We start from the raw sequence: 24,271 nt of genomic DNA, 5'->3' as shown, positions 1-24,271 counted from the left end.
CTCCTGTTTCGTTCCGTCGTCCAGCGCTCGTGGATTACTCGTGTTCGGGCAGCTGGTTGAGTACCGCCCAGAAGCGGCCCAGCGTACGCACCGCCTCGAAGAACTGGTCCACGTCCACCGGCTTGATCACGTAGGCGTTCACACCCAAATCCCAGCTGCGCGCCAGGTCGCTCTCCTCGCGCGAGGAGGACAGGATCACCACCGGGACCGTCCGCATGCGCTCGTCCTCGCGCATGCGGGTGAGCACTTCCAGGCCGTTCATGCGCGGCATCTTGATGTCCAGCAGGATCACCGACGGATCGACGTCCTCGCGTCCCTGCCACGGACCGCGGCAATACAGATAGTCCAGGCAATCCACGCCGTCTTCCACGTGCACCACCGGATTGGCCAGGTTGGCCTCGCGCAGCGCGTCCATCGCCATCTCGGCGTCGGCGAGGCTGTCTTCGACCAGCAGTACGGGGCCCAGGTGTCGGTTGTTCATGACGGACGGCTCGCGGTGCGCGCCTCGGCCAGTTCGGTGGCCGGCAGCGAAAAGTGGAAGCTCGCGCCGCGATCCTGCTCGGCCTCGGCCCAGGCCCGGCCGCCGTGCCGCGCGACGATGCGGCGCACATTGGCCAGGCCGATGCCGTTGCCCGGGAATTCGGACGCACGATGCAAACGCTGGAACACGCCGAACAGCTTGCCGGCGTATTCCATATTGAAACCCGCGCCATTGTCGGCCACCGTGAAGACATATTCACCATCGCGATCACGTTTCACGTCGATCGCGATCTTCGCCACCTCGCGCCGCCCGGTGTATTTGACCGCGTTGCCGATCAGGTTCTGCCAGACCGTGCGCAGCATGTTCTCGTCGCCGATCACGATCGGCAGCGGGGTGATGGTCCACTCGATACGCCGGTCGCCGGCGTCCGATTCGGCCAGGGCGCGCGCCTCGTCCACCAGCGACTGCATGTCCACCGCCTGCAGCCTGAGCGCGCCGCGGCCCAGCCGCGAGAACACCAGCAGGTCGTCGATCAACTGGGCCATGCGCGTGGCCGAGGTGCCGATGACCTCCAGGTAATGCGCGGCGGTCTCGTCCAGGTGCTGCTCCAGGTGGCGGCGCAGCTTGCCGGTGAAGCCGGCGATATGGCGCAGCGGCGCGCGCAGGTCGTGCGACACCGAATAGCTGAAGGCTTCCAGCTCGCGGTTGACGTCGGAGATCTGCGCCACCTTGCCTTCCAGCTGGCGGTTGAGCTCCTTGACCTGCTGTTCGACCAGCGCGCGCGCGGTGACGTCGCTGACGGTGAGCAGCAGCACCGGCTCGTCGCCCTCGTGCAGTTGCAGGCGGCGGGCGTTGACCATCACATGGCGATCGATGCCGCCGACCGTGCGCTGCACCAGCTCGTAATCCCACAGCTCGCGATCGTGCAGCAGCACGTCGCGCAGGCGCTGCAGCAGCGCGCCGTCGGTCCAGGCGCCCTCGCCCACGTCCTGCAGCGCGCGCAATTCGCGCTGGTCCTCCTGCGGCAGGCCGTACAGCTCGCTGAAGGCGGTATTGACCAGTAACGTGCACAACTGTGCGTTGAGCAGCGCGATCGGCTCGCGCACGGCCTGCACGATCATCTGCGAGCGGCGCACCGCCTGGCTCTCGCGCGTCTCGGCGCGCATGCGGCGGGCGATCTGGCGCTCGGAGACCACCACGATCACCGACAGCAGCACGATCTGCGCGATCGAGGTGATCGCCAGCACCAGTGCGCTTTCGAAGGCACTGCGGCGAGCATGGGCGCGGCGCTCCATCAGCACGGTGCCCTCGTTGCGCACCACGGTTTCGATCTGCTGGTCCATGGGGAACAACGTGCCGGCATCGTGCAAGGCGGCGATCGCGCCCTTGCGGTCGCCGTGCTGGATCCGCGCGAGCGCCTGCTCCAGCAGCGCCAACCGGCCGTTGACCACGTTGCCCAGGGCGCCGATGGCGGCCTGCTGGGTGGGGTTGTCGCGGGTCATGTCGCTGAGCTGGCCGAGCAGCGCGGGGACGTCGTTGCCAGCCTGGCGCGCCTTGTCGACCAGTTTGGGCTCCTTGCCGCCTTCGAGCAGGCGGAAGATCGCCGCCTCGCTGCTGCGGGTGACGTAGGCGATGCGGTAGGTGAGCGACTTGACCTCGGAGGAATGCGTGACCAGTTGGCCCGCTTTCATGGCGTCGTCGTGGCTGGTGCGCGTGGCCAGGTAGGGCAGCAGCACGATCACCAGCACCGCGCACAGCAACCCGGCCATGCGCCAGCGCGGCACGCGCCAGCGGTGCAGGCCGCGGCGGAGCTCGGGCAGCAGGTCGCGATGGCGGCTGGGCATGCGCAGAAGGTTCCTCACCGGCTCGGCGGCCAGGCGGAGCTTACGGCGTGTCTACACCGGCCGGTAAACGTGCAATGAAAGCGTACGCCACGTTAGCGTGAGGTGATAGCGGGCGTGCGATCGCCCCCCTCCCCCGCGGGAGGGTCTGGGGTGAAGCATCGCACTGGCTTCGGCCTATCCGTCGGAGGCATCTGATAACAAGGTTCTTCGCGGGTCAGGGAACGGGGGCCTTGACCGCCACGATCCCGCTCCGTCAGATCAGGCCACGTGTTGGTAGGAGCCCACTTGTGGACTCCTACAGGAGTACGGCCAGGCCGCCGTGGCTCGAGGGGCATGTGCCGCGTTCGAGCGTTACCGCGCCGGCTCGGCCTGCATGCGGAAGTGCAGTTCGCCACCCGCGAGGATCTGGCCGTGCCGCAGGAACGGCCCGGCCAGCGGCTGGCCGTTCAAGGTGACCTCGCCCACATAGGGATGCGCGTCGTCCAGCGGCGCGGCGCTGACGGTGAAGTCCTTGCCGTTGGCCAGGTGCAGCGTGGCCCGTTCGACGAACGGTCGGCCGATCGCGTAGACATCGCTGGCGGGCGTCACCGGATAGAAGCCGAGCGCCGTGAACACGTACCAGGCCGACATCTGGCCCAGGTCGTCGTTGCCCGAGAGGCCGTCCGGACGCGCGGCGTACTGGCTGTCCATGATCTGCGTGAGCCGCTGTTGCGTCTTCCACGGCGCGCCGGCGTAGTCGTACAGGTAGGCGATGTGGTGGCTGGGCTCGTTGCCGTGGGCGTACCAGCCGATCAGGCCGGTGATGTCCTCCACGTGCTTGAAATGCGCCGGATCGATCTTTGCGTCGAAGACCTCGTCCAGCCGCTGGATGAACTTCGCCTTGCCGCCCATCGCCTGGATCAGGCCCGGCACGTCCTGCGGCACGTACCACGAGTACTGGTAGGCGTTGCCTTCGGTGTAATCGGTGCCGTAGCCGGCGGCGGCAGGATCGAACGGCGTGCGGAACGCGCCCGTGGAAAGCCGCGCGCGCATGAAGCCGGTCTCGGAATCCCACGCGTTCTTCCAGTTGCCGGCGCGTTTGCCGAACGTGGTGGCGACATCCTTGCGCCCCATCGCTCTGGCCATCTGCGCCAGCGCCCAGTCGTCGTAGGCGTATTCGAGCGTCTTGGAAGCACCTTCGGGCTCCCGGTCGATAGGCACGTAGCCGAGCTTCATGTAATCGGCCAGGTCGCCGTAGGGCGCATAGGTGGCGCTGGCGACCATGGCGTCGAGCGCCTTGTCCGCGTCGAAGCCACGTATGCCCTTGATCCAGGCGTCGGCGATCACCGGCACCGCGTGGTAGCCGATCATGCACCAGGTCTCCAGACCCTGGTACGCCCACACCGGCAGGATGCCGAATGGGCTGGATTCGCGTGCGGCGATCAGCGAGCGGATGAAGTCGGAGCTGCGTGCGGGATCGAGCAGCACCATCAGCGGCTGTTGCGCGCGGTAGACGTCCCACAGCGACCAGGTCGAATAGAACTCGTAGCCGTCCGCCTGGTGCACGGCGTGGTCGGGGCCGCGGTACTGGCCGTTGACGTCCATGCTCAGCGTGGGCGAGAGCATGGCGTGGTAGAGCGCCGTGTAGAACTGGGTACGCACGGTGGCGGGCGCGTCGATGTCGACCACGGCCAGCGCCTTGTCCCACGCGGCCTTCGCCTGCGCGCGGCGGGCGTCGAAATCCCAATGCTTGCCGTCGGCGTCGAGGTTGGCGACCGCGTTGGCGGCGCTCACCGACGAGATCGCCACCTTCACTTCAAGCGGCTGTTCCAGCGTGCCGAAGTCGAACACGCCAACCAGCGCGCGACCGTTCTGTGCATCGTAGTCGACCGGCTGGTTGCCGGGTCCCTTGAAGCCCTTGTAGAGGACGTCGCTCTCGCGGTCGTACAGGGTTCGCGAGGTCATTGGCTGGCTGAAGCGCATGGCGAAGCACAGTTCGCGCCCCGGCGCCCAGCCGCGGGTGGTGCGGCAACCGCTGACGGTGCCGTCGTCGGCCACCTGCAGTTGCGACCACAGCACCTTGCCGGGGTAGTCGTAGATGCTCGGACGCAGGTCCAGCAGCAGGTGGGCGCTCTTGCCTTTCGGGAAGGTGTAGCGATGCCAGCCTACGCGGCGCCCGGCGGTGAGTTCGGCGCGGATGCCGTAATCGGCCAGCGTCACCGCGTAGTAGCCGGCCTGTTCGACCTCGGTTGCGTGGTCGAAGCGCGACCGGTAGCCGCTGCCCGGCCTGGCCGGGTCACCGGGCTCCAGCTTCACCTCGCCGGCGACCGGCATCACCAGCACATCGCCCAAGTCCGAATGGCCGGAGCCGGAAAAGTGCGTGTGCGAGAAGCCCATGATGCTGTCATCGCCGTACTGGTAGCCGGCGGCCCACTTGTAGGCGTGCTTGAAGTCCGGCATCGCGGTGTCGGGCGAGAGCTGGATCATGCCGAAAGGCACCGTGGCACCCGGGAAGGTATGACCGTCACCGCCGGTGCCGATGCGCGGGTCGACGCGGTCGGCATGGCCGGTGGCAGCGAGGGCGAATCCGGGCAGTAAAATCAGGGCAAAGGCCAGGCGGGACAGGCGCAAGCGCATCGGTGCTCTCCGAATTTGGATCGTTCCAAATAGCCAAGCTAGCAGCGCTCATCGCCGCTTGCACGCTGCATTGCGCGAAGTGGGCGAAAGGCCTCCCCCTCTCCCCAACCCTCTCCGAGCAAGCTCGGGGGAGAGGGAGCCGGTGGGCGTACCGCAATGTGCGCCCCAACACGAGCGAGCCGCCGAGCAGCAAGCGGTCGACCGCCATGCGCTCGAACTCGACCGGCCTGGCCCAGGAGCAATGGCGTGCCGCGATGTGCTCCCTCTCCCCCGGCACCGCCGGGGGAAGGGCTGGGGAGAGGGGGAGGCCCTTGCTCCGATCCACAGGAACCGGTTCCAGTAACCCCACCGATCCGCTAGATTTGGATCGTTCCAAAGCAAGTTCCTCCCACGGGTGCCCCATGGATAGCAACCCTCCGCTCGGCCGCAAGGTCACCGTGCGCGACATCGCCGCGGGCTGTGGCGTCTCGCGCGCCACCGTATCGCTGGTGCTGCGCGGCAGCCCGCTGGTCAACAAGGACACCCGTGCCCGCGTCGAGGAAGAGCTGCGCAAGCAAGGCTACGTCTACAACCGCGCCGCGGCCAACCTGCGCCGGCGCACCTCCTCGTCGATCGCGCTGGTGATCAACGAACTGGCCAATCCGTTCTTCGCCGAATTCGCGGCGGGCGTGGACGACGTCATCGGCGAGGCCGGCATGGTGACGCTGCTCGGCTCATCCAGCGAATCGCCCAAGCGCGAACAGGCCGTGCTCGGCTCGCTGATCGAGCACGGGCCCGGCGGCATCATCCTTTCGCCCGCCGAGGGCAGCGACGCCAGCCAGGTGCTGGCGGCAGTCGGCGCACGCACGCCGCTGCTGCTGTTCAACCGGGAGCTGACCGGCGAGCAGCCCGAGTACGCCCACTGGGACACGCTGGCAATGGACAACCAGCAGGGCGCGCGCGAAGCGACCGCGCACCTGATCGCGCAGGGCCACCGGCGCGTCGCCTTTTTCGGCGGCCATCGCGATTCCAGCTCCTGCCGCCAGCGCCGCGCCGGCTACCGGGAAGCGATGCAGGCCGCCGACTTGCCGGTGGCGGCGCACTGGGAGGTCGAGTGCCTGCCCACCCGGCTCGAAGCGGCGCACTGCGCGCAGGCGCTGTTCGATGTCGAACCGGCGCCTACGGCAGCGGTCTGCTACAACGACGCCGTGGCGCTGGGCCTGATGCACGGGCTGCTCGAACGGGGCCTGGCACCCGGCCGCGACTTCGCCCTCACCGGCTTTGACGACATCGCCGAGGCCGCGCTCGCCACGCCATCACTGACCACGCTGGCGGCCGCGCCGCGCGCCCGCGGCCGCCAGGCAGCGCAGATGTTGCTGCAGCGGCTGCGCGAGCCGGATGCCGAAACCCGACGCATCGTCGCCCCCGTGCAGCTGGTGATCCGCGCCAGCAGTTGTCCGCCCACCGCCTGATCCGGACCCGAGTGACACCTATGGCCATCATGCAAGCCCCCCACCCGTCGCCCCTGGCTCCGAACGGGCCGCGCGAGCCCTACACCACTTATCCGGCGGCGCTGGCGGTGGTCACCACGATCTTCTTCATGTGGGGCTTCCTGACCTGCCTCAACGACATCCTGATTCCACACCTGAAGGCGCTGTTCGAACTGAACTATGCCCAGGCGATGCTGGTGCAGTTCACCTTTTTCGGTGCGTACTTCCTGACCTCGCTGCCGGCGGGGCGGCTGGTGGCGCATCTGGGCTACAAGCTCGGCATCGTCGCCGGGCTGGCGATTGCCGGCATCGGCGCGATGGGCTTCTGGCCCGCGGCCGGACTGCATTCCTACCCGGCCTTCCTTGGCGCACTGTTCGTGCTGGCCACCGGCATCACCGTGCTGCAGGTGGCGGCCAATCCGTACGTGGCGCTGCTGGGGCCGGCGCGCACCAGCTCCAGCCGGCTCACCCTGGCGCAGGCGCTCAATTCCTTCGGCACCTACCTGGCGCCGCACTTCGGCGGGCTGCTGATCCTGTCGGTGGCGGTGAAAAGCTCACTGGAGGTCACCCGGTTGTCGCCGGCCGAACAACTGGCCTACCGCACGCAGGAAGCGCAGGCAGTGCAGGGACCGTACCTGGGCCTGGCCATCGCGCTGTTCGCGCTGGCGGTGCTGGTGTACCTGTTCCGCCTGCCCGCGCTGGAGGAGGCCACCGAACAGGCCGACCGCAGCCATCACACGCTGCTCGACGCGCTGCGCATCCCGCACGTGATGTTCGGCGTGATCGCGATCTTCTGCTACGTCGGCGCGGAGGTCTCGATCGGCAGCTTCATGGTCAGCTACCTGTCGATGCCGGACATCGGCGGCATGCGGGAGGTGGATGCGGCGACGTACGTCTCGTACTACTGGCTGGGCGCGATGATCGGGCGCTTCGCCGGCTCGTGGCTGATGACGCGCCATTCGCCGCGCGCGCTGCTGGCGCTGTTCGCCGCCGTCAACATCGCGTTGCTGGCCGTGACCATGAGCACCGGCGGCATGCTCGCCACCTGGAGCGTGGTGGCGATCGGGCTGTTCAACTCGATCATGTTCCCGACCATCTTCACGCTGGGCATCGAACGGCTCGGCCCGCTGACCGAAAAGGCGTCCAGCCTGCTGATCATGGCCATCGTCGGCGGCGCGGTGGTGCCGGTCGCGCAGGGCGCGCTGGCCGACCACATCGGCGTGCAACTGGCCTTCGTGCTGCCGGCGTTGTGCTACGTCTACATCGTGTTCTACGGCCTGCGCGGTTCGCGCATCGTGGATGCCTCGCTGGAGGCACGATGAGCCGTCCGATCCTCTGCTTCGGCGAGGCGCTGATCGATTTCCATGCCGAGGGCACCGGCGACGCCGGCTTCCCGCGCGCGTTCGTGCCCTTTGCCGGCGGCGCGCCGGCCAACGTGGCGGTGGCGGCGGCACGCTTGGGCGGCGCCGCGCGCTTCGCCGGCATGCTCTCGCGCGACCCGTTCGGCGACTTCCTGCTCGACAGCCTCGAGCGCGCCGGCGTGGGCGTGGCCGACGTGGCGCGCACCGGCGAGGCGAATACCGCGCTGGCCTTCGTCAGCCTCGACGCGCGCGGCGAGCGCAGCTTCAATTTCTACCGGCCGCCCTCGGCCGACCTGCTGTTCCGGCCCGGACATTTCCGCGCCGGCGCGTTCGACGATGTCGCGGTGTTCCACGTCTGCTCCAACAGCATGACCGATGCGGAACTGGCCGAAACCACCCGCGAGGGCATGCGCCGCGCACAGGCGGCCGGGGCGCTGGTGAGCTTCGACCTCAACCTGCGTCCGGCGTTGTGGCCGCGGGACTCCAACCCGCGCCCGTCGGTGTGGCCGGCGCTGCAGCTGGCCGACGTGGTCAAGCTGTGCGCCGAGGAATTCGCCTGGCTGGCCGAGGACGGTGCCCTGCTCAACCGCCTGTGGCGCGGCCGCACGCGGCTGCTGGTGGTCACCGACGGCCCGCGGCCGTTGCGCTGGTTCCGTCGCGACGCCAGCGGCGAGTTGCCCTGCCCGCAGGTCGAGGCGGTCGACACCACCGCCGCGGGCGATGCCTTCGTCGGCGGCCTGCTGTGCCGGCTGGCGGCACTCGAGCCGGGCGCCTTCGACACCTTGCTGCACGACGAGGCGGGCCTGCACGAGATGCTTGCCTTCGCCGCCGCCTGCGGCGCGCTCACCGTCACCCGCCAGGGCTCGTTCGCCGCGATGCCGAGCGCGACGGAAGTGGACACCTTCCTGGCATCGAACCCACAAGGGAGCCTCGAATGACTCCCTTCGTGCTCAATGGCCCTGTGGGAGCCCGCTCGCGGGCGATGCTCTTTCAGGCACCGGAGCAAGAGCATCGCCCGCGAGCGGGCTCATGCAGGTTCGACGCGCGCCTTCGGCACTGCGCGACCCTACCCTGGACATTCCGATGACCACCCTGCCCGACTTCCGCAGCGAACACTTCCTGCGCGACCATATCGCCCGGACCATGGCGTTCTACCACCCGCGCGCCATCGACCCGGCCGGCGGCTTCTTCCAGTATTTCAAGGACGACGGCACGATCTACGACCGCAGCCATCGCCACCTGGTCAGCAGCACGCGCTTCGTCTTCAACTACGCGCTGGCGGCGATCGAGTTCGAGGATCCCGATTACCTGGAGGCCGCGCGCCACGGCCTGCACTACGTGCACGAGGTTCACCGCGATCCGGCCACCGGCGGCTACGCCTGGACGATCCGCGACGGCCAGCCGGAGGACCGCACCAACCACGCCTACGGCGTCGCTTTCGTGCTGCTGGCCTGCGCCAGCGCACGCCGCGCCGGCATCGTCGAGGCCGTGCCGTGGATGGACGAGACCTGGGCGCTGCTGGAAAAGCGCTACTGGGATGCCGATGCCGGCCTCTATCGCGACGAGGCCGATGCCGACTGGGATTTCTCGCCCTATCGCGGCCAGAACGCCAACATGCACATGTGCGAAGCGATGCTGGCCGCCTACCAGGCCAGCGACGACCCGCGCTACCTGGATCGCGCGCTGCTGCTGGCCGAACACATGACCCGCCGCCAGGCAGCCAAGGCCGGCGGCCTGGTGTGGGAGCACTACGACGCGCACTGGAACGTCGACTGGGACTACAACCGCGACAACCCGCGGCACCTGTTCCGCCCGTGGGGCTTCCAGCCCGGCCACCAGACCGAGTGGGCCAAACTGCTGGTGATCCTCGAATCCCACCTGGCCGGGCGCGGCCGCGAGGAGCGCTGGCTGCTGCCGACCGCGCGCCATTTGTTCGACACCGCGCTGATGCGCGCCTGGGACGCCGGGAACGGCGGCATCCACTACGGCTTCGCGCCCGACGGCAGCATCTGCGACGCCGACAAGTATTTCTGGGTGCAGGCCGAATCGCTGGCCGCCGCTGCGCTGCTGCACGCGCGTACCGGCGAGGCCGTGTATGACGACTGGTACGCGAAGCTGTGGACGTATGCGTGGCAGCATTTCGTCGATCACGAACACGGCGGGTGGTACCGCATCCTCACCCGCGACAACCGCAAGTACGACGACGAGAAGAGTCCCGCCGGCAAGGTCGATTACCACACCATGGGCGCCTGCCACGAAGTGCTCGCGCTGATCCGCGCCGGCGGCCAACCGTAAACAGGGGATCCCCATGAAAGCTCTCGCCCTCTCCCTCTCCCTCGCCAGCGCGCTGGCGCTGGTCACCACCGTCGCCGCGGCGGCCGACGCACCGCGTTACGACCCGCTGCAGACGTTCGCCCCGTTCAGCTATCCCGACCCGGTCAATGCCTACCGTTCCGGCGACGGCAAGCCGGGCCCGCTGTTCTGGCAGAACCGCGCCGACTACGCGATCGAGGCCACCCTCGAACCGGCCAGCCGCCTGCTCAGCGGCCGCGAAACCATCACCTACACCAACCACAGCCCCAACGCGCTGGACGTGCTGTGGCTGCAACTGGACCAGAACCGCTACAAGACCGACGCGCGCGGCGCCTTCACCAGCAAGTTCCCCACCGAATTCACCAGCGGCTACCACATCGCCTCGGTGGAAGTGGAGGACGCCCGCGGCCAGCGCCAAGCGGTGAAATGGATCGTCTCCGACACCCGCATGCAGCTGCGCCTGCCCGCCGCAGTCAAGGCCCATGGTGGCAGCGTGCGCGTGCACATCGCCTGGAACTACACGGTGCCCGGCGAGTTCGGCGGTCGCACCGACGTCAACCCGAGCAAGAACGGCGACATCTTCGAGATCGCCCAGTGGTACCCGCGCCTGTGCGTCTACGACGACCTGCGCGGCTGGGACACGGCGCCCTACTTGAATAGCGAGTTCTACCTGGAATACGGCGATTTCGACTACAAGATCACCGTGCCGTCGGACATGATCGTGGCCGGTTCCGGCGAGCTGGTGAACCCACAGCAGGTACTCACCGCGACCCAGGTCAAGCGGCTGGACCAGGCCCGCCACAGCGACACGACGGTGATGATCCGCACCCCGGCCGAGGTCACCGACCCGGCCAGCCGTCCCAAGCAGGGCGGCACGCTGACCTGGCATTTCCGCATGCACAACAGCCGCGACGTGGCCTTCGGCGCCTCCAGGGCGTTCGTGTGGGACGCGGCGCGGATCAACCTGCCGCAGGGCAAGACCGCGCTGGCGATGTCGGTCTATCCGGTCGAAAGTGAATGGCGCCGCGCCACCGAGTTCCTGAAGGCCTCGGTCGAGCATTTCTCCAGCAAGTGGTTCGCCTACCCCTGGCCGGTGGCGATCAACGAGGCCGGCACCGCGGGCGGCATGGAATACCCGGGCATCACCTTCGACCACAAGCGGGCCACCGGCAAATCGCTGCACATGCTGATCGCGCACGAGATCGGCCACACCTGGTTCCCGATGATCGTCGGCTCCAACGAGCGCCGCGACGCGTGGATGGACGAGGGTTTCAACACCTTCATCGACATCGGCGAGGATGAGGCCTTCAACCACGGCGAGTTCGCGCCCAAGCGCGATAGCGAGTACGCCCCCGGCGGCGGCAACCCGGCCGACGAGATCGCCAAGGTGCTGGCCGACCCGGACGCGCCCGCGCCGCTCAACGGCGCCGACATGACGCCGGAGAAGTACCGCCATCCGATCAGCTACTTCAAGGGCGCCTTCGGCCTGGTACTGCTGCGCGAGCAGATCCTCGGCCCGGAGCGCTTCGATGACGCGTTCCGCAAGTACATCGCCACCTGGGCCTTCCACCATCCCTCGCCGTCGGATTTCTTCCGTTTCATGGAGAGCGAATCGGGCGAGGACCTGGGCTGGTTCTGGCGTGGCTGGTACCAGCACAACTGGCAGTTCGACATGACCGTGCGCAAGGTCGCGCCGATCGACGGCGACTGGTCGCACGGCGCGGCGGTAACGGTGGCCAACCTGGACCAACTGGTGCTGCCCAATACCCTGCGGCTGACCTACGATGACGGCAGCACGAAGGACGTGCGCGTGCCGGTGGAGACATGGCAGCAGCATCGCGAGTACGTGGTGCGGGTGGCCGGGCCGCGCAAGGTGGTGTCGGCGATGCTGGACCCCGAGCACGGCCTGCCGGAGGCCAACCGCTCCAACGACACCGTCAAGCTGAAATAACCCCTTGTGGGCGATGTCTTTGGTGGCGAGGTCAGCCCCTTGAGAGCATCGCCCACAAGTGGGCTCCTACCTTTTCGGCAGGCGCTGTTGCAGTTTGGCCATGCCTTCCCAAGGGTCGGCCTTCAAGCTCTTCGCCCGCGCCAGCGCCGCCTGAAGGCCAAAGGCGGCGCCGCCCTCGACCTTCCCCAACTCTTCCCACCGCAGCGGCATCGCCACCGGCGCGCCGTCGCGTGCCCGCAGCGACCAGTTGCACACGCTGGTCGCGCCACGGGCATTGCGCAACCAGTCGATGAAGATCTTGCCCTCGCGCTGCGCCTTGCTCGCCGTGGCGATGTAACGCTCCGGCGCTTGCTCGACCATCGCATCGGCCACCCACTCGCAAAAATCCTTCATCGCCTGCCAGCTGGGTCCGCGACGGAACGGCACCACCACATGCAACCCCTTGCCGCCGCTGGTGCGCACGAAGCTGGCCAGTTCCATGCCCTGCAGCAGCGTGCGGATCCCGCGCGCGCACTCCACCACGGCCGCCCAGGCGACGCCGGGTGCGGGATCGAGATCCAGCACGATGCGGTCGGGCGAGTCGGGCTTGTCCACCCGCGAACCCCACGGGTGCAACTCGATCGTGTTCATCTGCACCAGTTGCAGCAGCCCCTTGCGGTCGCGGATGTAGACGTAGTCGTCTTCGCCACCCCCTTTTTCCTCCAGCGGGATCGGGCGCACGCTGGAGCCGAGCTTGGCCGCATGGTGTTTCTGGAAGAAGCAGGCGCTGTCCGTACCGCCGGGGCAGCGCACCATCGACAGCGGGCGGTTCACCAGTTCGGGCAGGATCCAGTCGGCCACGGCGGCGTAATAGGTGGCGACCTCGCCCTTGGTGATGCCGTCATCCGGATAGACCACGCGCGAGGGGTGAGTGATCCGGACGCCGGCAATCTCGACAGGCTTGTCTGCGTGCGATCGATGCCCATGGGCGGCCGAGGTGGATGCCACCGGGACGTGTGCACGCGAATTCACGACCAGGACCCGGTTGGCTCCCTCCCCTGCTTGCAGGGGAGGGTTGGGGAGGGGTGCTCTTCCGCTTCGACCGGGCTTCCCCCGCCCAAGCTCCGCCGGCACGCAGGGCGAGGCGCCGAAGCGGTGTCTGCCTGCTCGATCGGCTTCATCCGGCCTTGCGCCCCTTGCGGGTGGCCGTGACCTTCTTCGCCGGGCTCTTGCGCGCGGATTTCTTGGGTGCAGGCTCGGCCTTCTTGGCGGCCTTCTTCGTCGCGGGCTTCTTTTCGGATTTCTTTTCGGACTTCTCCTCGTCCTTGCCCTTGGCTGGCGTGCGTTCCTTGCCCTCGATGCTCTTCTTCAGCAACGCCATGAAATCGACCACGTTGGTGGTGGCGTTGGCGTGTGCCGGCTCCTCTTCCTCCAGCGTGGTGGTGACGCCCTTGCTCTTGAGGCGCTGCTCGATCACCGCGGTGAGCCGTTCGCGGAACTCGTCGCGGTAGCTTTCCGGCTCGAACTTGCCGGCCATCGACTCGATCAGCTCGCCGGCCATGTCCAGCTCGCGGTCGCTGATGCGGTAGTCGGCCACCGGCTTGTCCGGCAGGGCGTACTCTTCGGCGTCGACCAGCTCCTGCGGGAAGCGCAGCAGCACCAGCATCAGCGCCTCGTCCTGGGGCATCACCGCGCACAGGTATTCGCGCGTGCGGATGACCACCCGTGCAATGCCGATCTTCTTCGTACGCTTGAGCGTCTCGCGCAACAGCACGTAGCCCTTCTCGGCCTTTTTCCCGGGGACCAGGAAATAGGGCTTCTCGAAGTACGCGGGGGTGAGCTGGCCGGCATCGATGAAAGTGTCGATTTCCACCGTCTCGTGCGCCTCGGCCGCGGCGCTGCGGATGTCCGACTCCTCCAGCACCACGTAATTGCCCTTGGAATACTCGTACGCCTTGACGATGTCCTTCCAGGGCACTTCCTCGCCCGATTCGGCGTTGACGCGCTCGTAACGCACGGGTTGGTTGTTGCGCTGGTCGAGCATGCGGAAATGCAGGTCGACCTTGCGCTCGGCGGTCATCAGGCGGATCGGGACGTTGAGCAACCCGAACGACAGCGTGCCGGTCCAGATGGGGCGTGCCATGGCTTACCTCCACGACGGCGGGTTTCGATGGTAGCCACGGCGCCCGTGCACGGAATGCCAAAGCACCGCGCTGGCGCGTGTGCAAGGGATCGTCCAGACTTGCCCGATGAGCGCCATGCCCGCCGCCGCCCGCCTGCTTGCCTGTGCCGCCCTGCTGTGGCCGCTGGCCGGCCATGCGGCCGCGCACCGCTATCGCTACGACACCGTGCACAGCCAGATCGTTTTCAGCGTGAGCCACGACGGCTACTCGCGCCCGTTCGGCCGGCTGCATATCGCCCGCGGCTGGCTGCGCTTCGACCCGGACGACTGGAGCCACGCCGCCACCGAGCTGGACATCGACCTGGCCAGCCTGGACATGGGCGACGCCGACTGGAACGCCGCCGTGCTCAAGCCGGCCTTCCTCGATGCCACCAGGACCCGCTACGCCCACTTCGCCAGCACCTCGGTGGAGCGCACGGCCGACAAAAACGGCATCCTGCACGGCAAGCTCACCCTGCGCGGCGTCACCCGCGAGGTCGACATCCCGTTTACCTTCAACCGCCAGGCGCGCACCATCTTCGGCCTGCATACCATTGCCGGGTTTTCCGCCACCGCCATGCTCGACCGCACCGATTTCGGCATGACCGCCAACTCCGGCTCGATCGGGCGACACGTGTCCGTGTGGCTGGAGCTCGAAGCCATCCGCGAAGAGCGCACCGATGCCCGGGAGAGCGCCGATGCTGCGCAATGACGAGTGGCGCTGGGGCGCCGTCGCCAAGTTCTTCCACTGGACGATCGCCCTGCTGATCCTGGGCAACGGCGTGTTCGGCCTGCTGATGGACCTGGCCGGCTCGCCCATGCAGAAGGTCGGCTGGATGGCCCTGCACAAGTCGATCGGCCTGACCGTACTGGCGCTGTTCCTGCTGCGCGTGCTGTGGCGCGGATTCAACCGCCCGCCGCGCGAATTGCCCGCGCCGCGCTGGCAGTTGTGGGCCGCGCGCCTCGTGCACGGCATGCTGTACCTGCTGGTGGCGGCGCTGCCGCTGTCGGGCTGGTGGTTCAATTCCGTGCGCGGCTACCCGCTGCAGTACTTCAAGCTGTTCAACCTGCCGGCGATTGCCGCCAAGGACACCGAACTGCGACGGCTCGCGCACGAGGTGCACGAATACCTGTTCTGGATCCTGCTGCTGGTGTTGCTCGCCCACGTGGGCGCGGCACTGAAACACCACGTGTTCGACAATGACGACGTGTTGCGCCGCATGTGGCCGTTCGCCCGCCTCAAGGCGGGATCCAAAGGAGACAACCGATGACCCGACCGACCCTGCGGCGTCTGGCCCCGCTGCTGCTATGCCTGGCCCTGCCGGCGGCCGCCCAGGCGACCGATTACCGCGTGCTGCAGGACCAGAGCACGCTGGCCTTCACCGCGACCTTCCAGGGCGCGCCGTTCGAGGGCACCTTTTCCCAATGGCACGCCGCCATCCGCTACGACCCGGCGCATCTGGCCGACGCCCGCTTCGACGTCTCGGTGGACACCACCAGCGCCGGCACCGGCGATCCGGACCGCGACGGCGCGCTGCCCGGCGCGGACTTCTTCAACGCGACCAAATACCCGCAGGCGCACTACATCACCACGGGCTTCGTCCAGGCCGGCGGCCACGTGATCGCCCACGGCAACCTGACTTTGCGCGGCGAAACCCATCCGCTCGACCTCACGGTGACCTTCACGCCACAGGACAACGGCACCGCGGCGCTGGACGTGACCGGCACCCTCAAGCGGCTGGACTACGGCGTGGGCGGCGGCGAGTACGCCGATACCTCGGTCATCGGCAACGAGGTGGTCGTCAACGCGCACCTGGTGCTGGCGCCGAAATAGCGCGCTCAACCGTTCGCAAACCGCCGGACCGCCGCCGCGTCGAACGGCCAGTCCAGCTCCCGCCCGTCCCGTGCATCGCGCAGCACCGGCACCCGCGTGCCGTAGCGCGACTCCAGCGCCACATCGTCATCCACCCACACGCTGTCGAACTCCGGCGCACGCGCCTCGGCAAGCACCGCGAGCGCCTGGTCGCACAGATGGCAGTAATCGCGCTGGTAGAGGACAAGATCGGCCATGCGAGGTCGAATGGACTGCCAAACGTGGGGCGGGCGGGTAGAATAACGGGTTCACCCCTTTCCCCGTAGCGCATCCATGGCCGTCAGCGTCTTCGATATTTTCAAGATCGGCATCGGACCGTCGTCCTCGCACACGGTCGGGCCGATGCGCGCGGCCGCCCGCTTCGGCGAGAGCTGGCTGGAGGACAAGGGCGTGCTCGACCGCGTGGTCCGCGTTCGCGCCGAGCTTTATGGCTCGCTGGCGATGACCGGACGTGGCCACGGCACCGACAAAGCGGTGCTGCTGGGCTTCGAGGGCCACCATCCGGACGCCATCGACCCGGACGCCATCCCCGACGTCCTCGCCCGCATCCGCGCCAGCAGCCGGCTGCGCCTGCTGGGCAAGCACGAGATCGCCTTCGACGAGAAGGCCGACCTGGTCTTCAACAAGCGCCAGAAGCTGCCGCTGCACACCAACGGCATGCGTTTTTCCGCCTACGACGCCGACGGCAACCAGTTGGCCACGCGTGACTACTACTCGGTCGGCGGCGGCTTCGTGGTGAACCACGACGAGGCGGCCGAAGACCGCATCGTCGCCGACACCACCGAACAGCCCTATCCGTTCTCCTCCGGCGACCAGTTGCTGGCGCTGTGCGAGCAGCACGGCATGTCCGTCGCCCAACTGATGATGGCCAACGAGGCCGTGTGGCGCCCCGAGGCGGAAACCCGCGCGGGCCTGCTGGTCATCTGGAAGGCCATGCAGGACTGCGTCGCCCGCGGCCTGCGCTCCCCCGGCACGCTGCCCGGGGGCCTGCACGTGACGCGCCGCGCCCCCGCCATGGCCGCGGAACTGCGCGGCCAGCCCGAGGCGTCGCTGAAGGATCCGCTCACCATCCTGGACTGGGTCAACCTCTACGCGCTCGCGGTCAACGAGGAAAACGCCGCCGGTGGCCGCGTGGTGACGGCGCCCACCAACGGCGCCGCCGGCATCATCCCCGCGGTCGGCCACTACTATCTGCACTTCTGCCCCAAGGCGGACCAGAACGGCATCGTCGACTACCTGCTGACTGCCGCCGCCATCGGCATCCTCTACAAGGAAAACGCCTCGATCTCCGGCGCCGAAGTCGGCTGCCAGGGCGAAGTGGGCGTGGCTTGCTCGATGGCCGCCGGCGGCCTCACCGCCGCGCTGGGCGGCAGCATCTGGCAGGTCGAGAACGCCGCCGAAATCGGCATGGAGCACAACCTGGGCCTCACCTGCGACCCGATCGGCGGCCTGGTGCAGATCCCGTGCATCGAGCGCAACGCGATGGGCTCGGTCAAGGCCATCAACGCCAGCCGCATGGCGCTCAAGAGCGATGGCAAGCACCGCGTCAGCCTGGACAAGGTGATCAAGACCATGCGCGACACCGGCCGCGACATGAAGGACAAGTACAAAGAGACCAGCCGCGGCGGGCTCGCGGTGAACGTCATCGAGTGCTGAGCTTCAACTCCTCTCTCCGCGCGGGCCAGGCCTCGCCGGCGGCGCGGGGTCTGGCGTTCACACGCCTCGCATTCAGCACCTGTGACGGAAGACCGTGACTGCGCCCTTTCCGTCGCCAGGGCGGCGAAAGGGATGCGCAGCTGGGCTCGGGTGGCACTCCACTGGTGCTCAAAGGGAGCTGCCGCCATCGGCCTTCTCGCGAAAACTTCGGCCGCCGATGACCCATCTCTGGCGTCTTCGCTAGCGTCCTGAGGCTCGATGTAGCGGTGCCACCGGCCGCTTTGGCAGCACATCGCGAAGGCGAGATGGCGCTGCTTTCCGGGGCGAATCTGAAGCTGTCCTGCTCTCTCTCGAGCAGCGCAGTCGATCTTTCTCCTGAACCCGGGGCCCCTGGTTCGGCGCGAGGCGGATCACCGCCTTCGCGCCAAGTACCCTTCGCTGGCGCAAGACGCCCGGCAATCCCCGGGCATCGCGCCTGCGCCGCCGATCAATGCACTGCGTTCTTTCCGCAGCGCGGACCGTTGCAGACCGCCCCTGCTGGCGCCGCACCAGGTTGCATCTGGACGGCAGTAGCTGCGGCCGGGGCGGGCGAGCCGTAGGTGATTCTCAGGCCGATGCTGGTGTCGCTCGTCGCGCCGCTGGCCTGCTCGTATCCGAGCAGCAGCGACATCAGCCACCCGCGGCTCAGGCCCAGGTCGAAACCCGCACTCAACGACAGGGCGTTGTCGTTGTAGCTCGACATGCGCAGGCGGTAGTCGGTGGCGTTGGGCCAGAGGACGTAGTTCATCCGAGCCTCGCCGCGGTTGCCGACGGCTTCGCGGTATTCCACGGTCCAGAACGGTCGCAGTCGCCCGTCCGCGCCACCCACGAGCCACGAGCCTTCGAGGCCCAAGGCCACGGTCCGGTTGTCGACGGCCTGGCGGCGATAGGCCAGGTCGTAGATGCCCAGGCCGGTTTCGCGGTAGCCGTCGAGGGACGAGCGACTGGCATCCGCCCGGGCGTAGCCGGTCAACGTCAGCGCAGGACCGCGGTGCTCGTAACCCAACGACAGCGAGCCAAACCACTGGTCACCGTCGCGCGTTGCCATGCCGACCGCGCCAGCGTCGTCGCTCCAGCGCCGCATGTCGAAGTTCAGCCTGCCTGCGCCGAGCACGCCATCGAGGAACACGTGATCCCCCGCGCGCCAGAGGCCGTACAGCGCGAGCGAGCGCTGCGATGCGTCCAGATGGGACGCGTCGTCGTCGAGGTCACTGTCGTTGCGCGCCATGCTGCCGGCCACGCCGACGAGCAGGTCGCCGCCGATCGCGCGGTCCACGCCCACCGTGATGCCGTCGGTGCGGAAGTCGAAGCCACTGGCCTGTCCCGTGCTGCCGAAGGTGGCGGTGCCCGACGACCAGAGGCCCCATCCCTTCGGCATCGCCGGCGCCGCAGCATCCGAGCCCAGCGGGATCGAGCTGCCCTGCGAGTAGGGGCCGCCTTCATTGGCCAGCGTCAGATGGGTCGAGGAGGCGTTATCGCCGCTTCGTACCTGGCGCAGGCGATCACGGATATTGGACTGCTGCGCCCTGGCGAAGCGTACGCTCGCATCCACCTGCGCCTGCAGCAGGCCGGTCACGCTCGGGTCGCGCGTCGGATCCGGTCGCGCGGTCACCTCCAGTTGCATCTGGATGCTGGCGGCAGCGTAGTTGCCGCTGGCGGCCTGCGTCGCGGTGATGACGGTGGTACCGCCGCCATGCAGCGTCACCGTGCGGCCGCTGACCGTGGCGACATCCGGCTGGCTGCTGGTGAAGGTGAATCCGCCCGCGCTGGGGCTGCGTGGATTGGTCAGCTCGAATGCCGGCTCGCCCAGCACCTTCGACAACTGTGCCGGCCACGTGAGCACCGGCACCGCCGCGGCGATGTCGACGTCCAAGCGCACCTGCGCAGCAGCGCCGAAGCGGGTGTCCCCGGCCTGGTCGGCGGTGAGGCTGCAACGCCCCGCCGCATGCATGGTGACCGTGGCGCCTGTGACGGTGCAGACCGTCGACGCGGTGCTGGCGAACACCACCGGATTGCCGGATGCCCCGCCCTGCGCGCTCACCTCGAACGTGCCGTTGCGTACGAATACCGGCGCGACCGGGTTCGATGCGAACGCGGTGATGGCCTGGGCGGCCTGGGCGACGACCAGCTCGAAAACGTTCGTAGCGGTGAAGCCGTTGGCGTCGCGGACCTCGACGGTGGCGGAGAAGGTGCCGGTTGCGCCTGGCGTACCCGAGAGCACACCCTCGTTCGAGAGCGCCACACCCTGCGGCAGCGCGCCGGCGGTGATCGTGTACTTGTACGGCGCCGTGCCGCCGGTGGACTGCAGCGTTTGCGTCAGCGCCACGCCGAAGGTGGCCGGGGGCCAGGTGTCGGCCGTCAACGCGATCTGCGGTACGTCGACCACCAGCGTATAGGCGTGCTGGCTGACGAACGGGCCGGTGCCCGTACTGCTGTCGGTCGCCTGCACGGTGAAGTTGAAGGTGCCGGCCTCGGTCGGGGTACCCGAAAGCACGCCCGAGGGCGACAGGGTAATGCCGTCCGGCAACGTTCCGCCGGCCAGCGCGAACGTGTACGGGGCGGCGCCTCCGGTGGCGGTCAATGCGTGGCTGTACGCCGTTCCACCGGTTCCGTTGGCCAGCGTCGCGGCGTCGAGCGACACGGACGCGTTCGACACGGTGATGCTCACGGTCGCGGCGGAGGTCGTCGTGATGCCGTCGCTCGCGGTGTAGGTGAAGCTGTCCGCGCCGGCATAGCCGGCGGCCGGCTGGTAGCTGATGGTGGTGCCGCTGGCAACGGCCGTGCCGTGCGACGGCGGCGTGCCGATCGCCACCGACGTGGCCGTGCCGGTGATGGCGAGCGTGACCGGCGTCGCGGCGGCTGCATAGGGCACCGTCGCATTGACCGCTGCCACCGCGAGCGGCGGTGCCGGCATCACCACGTTCGACGCCACCGACGCGTTGCCGGTGCCGGCGCTGTTGGTCGCCGCGACGGTGAAGGCATACGACGTGCCATTGGTGAGCCCGCTCACGAGGATCGGGCTGGCCGCGCCCGACGCGGTGATGCCGCCTGGGATGGACGTCACGGTATAGCCAGTGATGGCCGCGCCACCGTCACTCGCCGGTGCGGCGAACGTCACCGTCGCCTGCGCGTCGGCGCCGACGGCGGTGACAGAGGTCGGCGCGCGCGGGACGACGGCATTGACCGTGAAACTGCGGCTCACCCGCGCCGCAGGCAGGACGGCCGCACTGCCGGACTGGTCGGCATCGATGGTGCACGTGCCAACGGCAACGAACGTGAGCACGCCGCTCGACGACACGGCACACACGCCGGGGGTGGCCGACGTCAGCGTTACCGGCAGGCCCGAATCGCTGGTGGCCGCCAGCGTCGGCGACGTGCCGAAATCCTGCGCACCGGGGTTGGCGAAGGTTATTGTCTGGTTCGCTGCCGGCGTGACCGCGTTCGACGCGGCCGACGTCGCACCGCTGCCCGCGGAGGTCGTTGCGGTGACGGTGAAGCTGTACGCGACGCCATTGGTCAGGCCGGTGATGGTGATCGGCGATCCCACCCCCGTGGCCGTCAGGCCGCCGGGCAGCGAGGTCACCGTGTAGCCGGTGATCACGGCGCCACCGTTGGACGCCGGCGCGATGAACGTGATCGTGGCCGAACCGTCGCCGGCGGTCGCGGTGCCGATGACCGGCGCCGCGGCCGCGACGGCATTCACCGCGAACGACTGCGTGACCGTGGCAGCGGCAGCGGTTACGGCGTCGCCCGGCTGGTCCGCATCGATCGTGCAGGTGCCGGCGGACACGAACGTCAGCACGCCACCGGCGGTGATCGTGCAAACGCCCGTGGTCGAGGAACCAAAGCTGACCGGCAGCCCGGCGCTGGAGGTGGCCGTCAACGTCGGCGAGGTGCCGAACGACTGCGTGCCGGGATTGGCAAAGGTGATTGTCTGGCTCGCTATCGGCGTGACGGCGTTCGACGCGGTCGACGCGACACTGTTGCCCGCCGAGTTGCCGGCCGTGACGGTAAAGGTGTAGGTCGTGCCGTTGCTGAGCCCGCTCACCTGGATCGGCGAAGCGGTGCCGGTGGCCTGCACGTTGCCCGGGCTCGAGGTGACCGTGTAGCCGGTGATCGCCGCTCCGCCGTCGCTGGCGGGCGGGACGAAGGAGACGGCCGCCTGCGCATTACCGCCGATGGCGGTGACCGACGTCGGCGCGGTCGGAACGACCGCATCGACCGTGAAGCTGCGGCTCACCCGCGTTGCCGGCAGATAGGCCGGGGTGCCTGCCTGGTCCGCATCGATCGTGCAGGTACCCGCAGCACCGAAGGTCAGCGCGCCGCCGGACGTGATGGAGCACACGCCGGGAGTCGAGGAGGAAAACGACACCGTAAGGCCGGATGTCGAGGTCGCCGTCAGCGTCGGCGAGGTGCCGAACATCTGGGCGCCGGGGTTGGCGAAGGTGATCGTCTGGTTCGCCTTCGGCGTGACCGCGTTCGACGCAGCCGATGCCGCGCCGGTGCCCGCGGAAGTCGTGGCGGTGACGGTGAAGGCGTACGCAACACCGTTGGTCAGGCCGCTCAGGGTGATCGGCGAGCCCGCGCCCGTGGCGGTGAGGCCGCCGGGCTGGGACGTCACCGTGTAGCCGGTGATCGCGGCGCCGCCGTTGGACGCCGGCGCGGAGAACGTGATCGTGGCCGAGCCATCGCCCCCGGTCGCCGAGCCGATGACCGGCGCGCCGGGCGCGACGGCATTGACGGCGAACGACTGGGTGACGGTGGCGGCGGCCTGGGTGGCCGCGTCACCCGGCTGGTCCGCATCGATCGTACAGGTGCCGCCCGACACGAAGGTCAGCGCGCCGCCGGCGGTGATCGTGCATACGCCCGTGGTCGACGAGCTGAAGGTGACGGTCAGCCCGGTGCTGGAGGTTGCCGTCAGCGTGGGCGAGGTGCCGAAGTTCTGCGCGCCGGGATTGGCAAACGTCAGCGTCTGGCTCGCCTTCGGCGTGACTGCGTTCGACGCGGCCGAGGCGGCACCCGTGCCCGCGGAGTTGGTGGCGGTGACGGTAAAGGTGTACGCCGTGCCGTTGCTCAGGCCGGCGAGCGTGATGGGGCTGGCGCTGCCGGTGGCGCTCAGGCCGCCCGGACTCGAGGTCACCGTGTAGCCGGTGAGCGCGGTGCCGCCGGTCGAGGCGGGAGGGGTGAAGGTCACGGCGGCTTGCGCGTCACCGGCGGTCGCGGCCCCGATGACGGGAGCGCCCGGTGCGACGGCATTCACCGTGAAGGATTGCGTCACCTGCGGAGCCGCATTGAACGCCGCGCTGCCCGCCTGGTGGGCGTCGATCGTGCAGGTGCCCGCGGCGATGAACGTCACCGCGCCACCGCTCGTTGCGGTGCACACAGTCGTCGAGGCGGACGAGAAGCTCACCGGCAACCCGGACGACGCGGTCGCGGTCAACGTCGGCGCAGTGCCGAAGTCCTGCGCACCGGGGTTGGTGAAGGTGATCGTCTGCGGCGCCTTGGGCGTGACGGCATTGGATTGCCCGGACAAGGTGCTCGTCCCGATCACGTTGGCCGCGCTGACGGTGAAGCGGTAGGCCACGCCGTTGGTCAGGCCCGATACCGTGATCGGGCTGGCGGTGCCGTTGGCGGTGACGCCACCCGGGCTCGAGGTCACGGTATAACCGTCGACCGGCCAGCCGCCGTCGAAATCGGCTTCAGTGAACGCCACCGTGGCCTGGGTGTTACCCGCCGTGGCCGTTCCGATCACCGGCGCGTCGGGTTCGCGGGGCGGCGCGTACGTCAGGACCAGCGTGTTGGTGCTGCCGCTTCGGGCCGCGCCGGTCGGTCGCGTTGCACGCCAACGCCCAAGGGCCGTGATGGTCCCCATCGCCATGTCCATCGGCTGCACGGTGTAGGTAAACGTGCAGTTCGTGGTCGTCATCAGATCGGCGGGCAGGCCGGGACAGCTCAGTCCGGACATGCCGGCGGGACTACCGCTGGTGAAGGTCAGCGAATCGATCGCGGTGTTGCCGGTGTACAGCTTCACGTTGAACGTGATCACTTGGTCCACCCGCGCAAAGGTGGGCTGTCGGGCGCCGGTGATCGTCACCGTGGTGGCGCTCTGCGCAGCCGCGGGGGTTGCCGACAGACCGGAGAGCAGCAGAAGCGCAGCGCAGGCAAACCCGCGCACCCGGCCGCGGCCGGCCTTCGAAAACGAACCCAACAAGCTACCGCCCACGCCGAACCGGCGCGGGTCTGCGCTCTGCTGCCACATGTGTTGTCCCCTGAAGTACCCGCGACACCCTCGATCGAAAGTTCGACGGGCGTGCGTAAAGTGCGTATCAGATCACACTTTCTTCACGAATTCTGCCCTAGGGCGCAAAAACTTGCGTTTTTCCGGCCCATCGAAAGGAAGGCGCTCCCTGCCTTCGGCGAAATCCGTTCGATGGGATAGCTCCATCAAGGTCAGCTGATTCGTGGTGGGTGATCAGCGGATGTCCGCTATGGGTCGGAAGCAGAACCATTTAAGCGGTGCGTTGCGAC

The 24,271-nt window shown here is 68.4% G+C and carries 15 protein-coding genes and 1 pseudogene; 9 read left to right on the top strand and 7 right to left on the bottom strand.

Annotated features, from left to right (window positions below):
• Positions 1-34 precede the first annotated feature (34 nt).
• From OSC30_RS04160 to OSC30_RS04150, 3 genes are all read right to left on the bottom strand, one after another.
• Positions 35-481, bottom strand: a complete 447-nt coding sequence (locus tag OSC30_RS04160) for a response regulator (RefSeq protein WP_267170572.1) — start codon at positions 479-481, stop codon at positions 35-37.
• Positions 478-2,250 (bottom strand): ATP-binding protein, encoded by a 1,773-nt coding sequence (locus tag OSC30_RS04155; RefSeq protein WP_425474733.1) that lies wholly within the window; start codon positions 2,248-2,250, stop codon positions 478-480. The genes OSC30_RS04160 and OSC30_RS04155 overlap by 4 nt, the downstream gene beginning before the upstream one ends.
• 426 nt (positions 2,251-2,676) lie before the next feature.
• Positions 2,677-4,941 carry a GH92 family glycosyl hydrolase gene (locus OSC30_RS04150; protein WP_267170570.1) on the bottom strand — a complete coding sequence of 755 codons (2,265 nt, stop codon included), beginning with the start codon at positions 4,939-4,941 and terminating at the stop codon, positions 2,677-2,679.
• A 401-nt stretch (positions 4,942-5,342) separates the two neighbouring features.
• On the opposite strand from OSC30_RS04150, the gene OSC30_RS04145 reads away from it, so the two are divergent.
• The 5 genes from OSC30_RS04145 (at position 5,343) to OSC30_RS04125 (ending at position 12,035) form a co-directional block, all read left to right on the top strand.
• The gene (locus tag OSC30_RS04145; protein WP_267170569.1) at positions 5,343-6,392 is read left to right on the top strand and encodes a LacI family DNA-binding transcriptional regulator; all 1,050 of its coding nucleotides are present in this window, start codon (positions 5,343-5,345) and stop codon (positions 6,390-6,392) included.
• A 20-nt stretch (positions 6,393-6,412) separates the two neighbouring features.
• Positions 6,413-7,732, top strand: coding sequence for a sugar MFS transporter (locus tag OSC30_RS04140; RefSeq protein WP_425474729.1), 1,320 nt, complete (start codon positions 6,413-6,415; stop codon positions 7,730-7,732).
• Entirely contained in the window at positions 7,729-8,709 is a 981-nt protein-coding gene (locus tag OSC30_RS04135; protein ID WP_267170568.1) for a carbohydrate kinase family protein, read from the top strand. The genes OSC30_RS04140 and OSC30_RS04135 overlap by 4 nt, the downstream gene beginning before the upstream one ends.
• 145 nt (positions 8,710-8,854) lie before the next feature.
• The gene (locus tag OSC30_RS04130) at positions 8,855-10,066 is read left to right on the top strand and encodes an AGE family epimerase/isomerase (RefSeq protein WP_267170798.1); all 1,212 of its coding nucleotides are present in this window, start codon (positions 8,855-8,857) and stop codon (positions 10,064-10,066) included.
• A 13-nt stretch (positions 10,067-10,079) separates the two neighbouring features.
• A complete protein-coding gene (locus tag OSC30_RS04125; protein WP_267170567.1) occupies positions 10,080-12,035 on the top strand; it encodes a M1 family metallopeptidase in 1,956 nt (651 codons plus the stop codon).
• 66 nt (positions 12,036-12,101) lie between these two features.
• Here OSC30_RS04125 and ligD read toward each other — a convergent pair.
• Positions 12,102-12,956 (bottom strand): annotated as a pseudogene (gene ligD / locus OSC30_RS04120) (non-homologous end-joining DNA ligase); the annotation flags it as partial.
• Positions 12,957-13,191: 235 nt separating this feature from the next.
• Positions 13,192-14,157 carry a non-homologous end joining protein Ku gene (gene ku, locus OSC30_RS04115; protein ID WP_267170566.1) on the bottom strand — a complete coding sequence of 322 codons (966 nt, stop codon included), beginning with the start codon at positions 14,155-14,157 and terminating at the stop codon, positions 13,192-13,194.
• A gap of 106 nt (positions 14,158-14,263) precedes the next feature.
• Here ku and OSC30_RS04110 point away from each other — a divergent pair, with 106 nt between their 5' ends.
• The 3 genes from OSC30_RS04110 to OSC30_RS04100 are packed head-to-tail and all read left to right on the top strand — an operon-like array spanning position 14,264 to position 16,009.
• Positions 14,264-14,887 (top strand): YceI family protein, encoded by a 624-nt coding sequence (locus OSC30_RS04110; RefSeq protein WP_323374194.1) that lies wholly within the window; start codon positions 14,264-14,266, stop codon positions 14,885-14,887.
• A complete protein-coding gene (locus OSC30_RS04105) occupies positions 14,874-15,446 on the top strand; it encodes a cytochrome b (RefSeq protein ID WP_267170565.1) in 573 nt (190 codons plus the stop codon). The genes OSC30_RS04110 and OSC30_RS04105 overlap by 14 nt, the downstream gene beginning before the upstream one ends.
• Entirely contained in the window at positions 15,443-16,009 is a 567-nt protein-coding gene (locus OSC30_RS04100; protein ID WP_267170564.1) for a YceI family protein, read from the top strand. Before OSC30_RS04105 ends, OSC30_RS04100 begins: the two co-directional genes overlap by 4 nt.
• Positions 16,010-16,014: 5 nt before the next feature.
• Here the strand turns inward: OSC30_RS04100 and OSC30_RS04095 are convergent, their stop codons facing one another.
• The gene (locus tag OSC30_RS04095; protein WP_267170563.1) at positions 16,015-16,245 is read right to left on the bottom strand and encodes a glutaredoxin family protein; all 231 of its coding nucleotides are present in this window, start codon (positions 16,243-16,245) and stop codon (positions 16,015-16,017) included.
• Between the two features lie 76 nt (positions 16,246-16,321).
• Here OSC30_RS04095 and OSC30_RS04090 point away from each other — a divergent pair, with 76 nt between their 5' ends.
• Positions 16,322-17,704, top strand: coding sequence for an L-serine ammonia-lyase (locus OSC30_RS04090; protein WP_267170562.1), 1,383 nt, complete (start codon positions 16,322-16,324; stop codon positions 17,702-17,704).
• 487 nt (positions 17,705-18,191) lie between these two features.
• On the opposite strand, the gene OSC30_RS04085 is transcribed toward OSC30_RS04090, so the two are convergent.
• Complete coding sequence (locus tag OSC30_RS04085; protein WP_267170561.1) at positions 18,192-24,002, bottom strand: fibronectin type III domain-containing protein; 5,811 nt, start codon at positions 24,000-24,002, stop codon at positions 18,192-18,194.
• Positions 24,003-24,271: the final 269 nt, after the last annotated feature.

The organism is Frateuria hangzhouensis, assembly GCF_026410505.1.
GTDB lineage: Bacteria > Pseudomonadota > Gammaproteobacteria > Xanthomonadales > Rhodanobacteraceae > Frateuria_A > Frateuria_A hangzhouensis.
Note: the sequence above shows the minus strand (reverse complement) of the source record. Positions and strands in the feature narration are given on the sequence as shown.

Bases quoted from the DNA above. Each gene is read 5' to 3' on its own strand.
- OSC30_RS04085 (WP_267170561.1), bottom strand. From the start codon at position 24,002: ATGTGGCAGCAGAGCGCAGACCCGCGCCGGTTCGGCGTGGGCGGTAGC.
- OSC30_RS04155 (WP_425474733.1), bottom strand. From the start codon at position 2,250: ATGGCCGGGTTGCTGTGCGCGGTGCTGGTGATCGTGCTGCTGCCCTAC.
- OSC30_RS04105 (WP_267170565.1), top strand. From the start codon at position 14,874: ATGCTGCGCAATGACGAGTGGCGCTGGGGCGCCGTCGCCAAGTTCTTC.
- OSC30_RS04100 (WP_267170564.1), top strand. From the start codon at position 15,443: ATGACCCGACCGACCCTGCGGCGTCTGGCCCCGCTGCTGCTATGCCTG.
- OSC30_RS04135 (WP_267170568.1), top strand. From the start codon at position 7,729: ATGAGCCGTCCGATCCTCTGCTTCGGCGAGGCGCTGATCGATTTCCAT.
- OSC30_RS04095 (WP_267170563.1), bottom strand. From the start codon at position 16,245: ATGGCCGATCTTGTCCTCTACCAGCGCGATTACTGCCATCTGTGCGAC.
- OSC30_RS04125 (WP_267170567.1), top strand. From the start codon at position 10,080: ATGAAAGCTCTCGCCCTCTCCCTCTCCCTCGCCAGCGCGCTGGCGCTG.
- OSC30_RS04090 (WP_267170562.1), top strand. From the start codon at position 16,322: ATGGCCGTCAGCGTCTTCGATATTTTCAAGATCGGCATCGGACCGTCG.
- ku (WP_267170566.1), bottom strand. From the start codon at position 14,157: ATGGCACGCCCCATCTGGACCGGCACGCTGTCGTTCGGGTTGCTCAAC.
- OSC30_RS04110 (WP_323374194.1), top strand. From the start codon at position 14,264: ATGAGCGCCATGCCCGCCGCCGCCCGCCTGCTTGCCTGTGCCGCCCTG.
- OSC30_RS04145 (WP_267170569.1), top strand. From the start codon at position 5,343: ATGGATAGCAACCCTCCGCTCGGCCGCAAGGTCACCGTGCGCGACATC.
- OSC30_RS04140 (WP_425474729.1), top strand. From the start codon at position 6,413: ATGGCCATCATGCAAGCCCCCCACCCGTCGCCCCTGGCTCCGAACGGG.
- OSC30_RS04150 (WP_267170570.1), bottom strand. From the start codon at position 4,941: ATGCGCTTGCGCCTGTCCCGCCTGGCCTTTGCCCTGATTTTACTGCCC.
- OSC30_RS04160 (WP_267170572.1), bottom strand. From the start codon at position 481: ATGAACAACCGACACCTGGGCCCCGTACTGCTGGTCGAAGACAGCCTC.
- OSC30_RS04130 (WP_267170798.1), top strand. From the start codon at position 8,855: ATGACCACCCTGCCCGACTTCCGCAGCGAACACTTCCTGCGCGACCAT.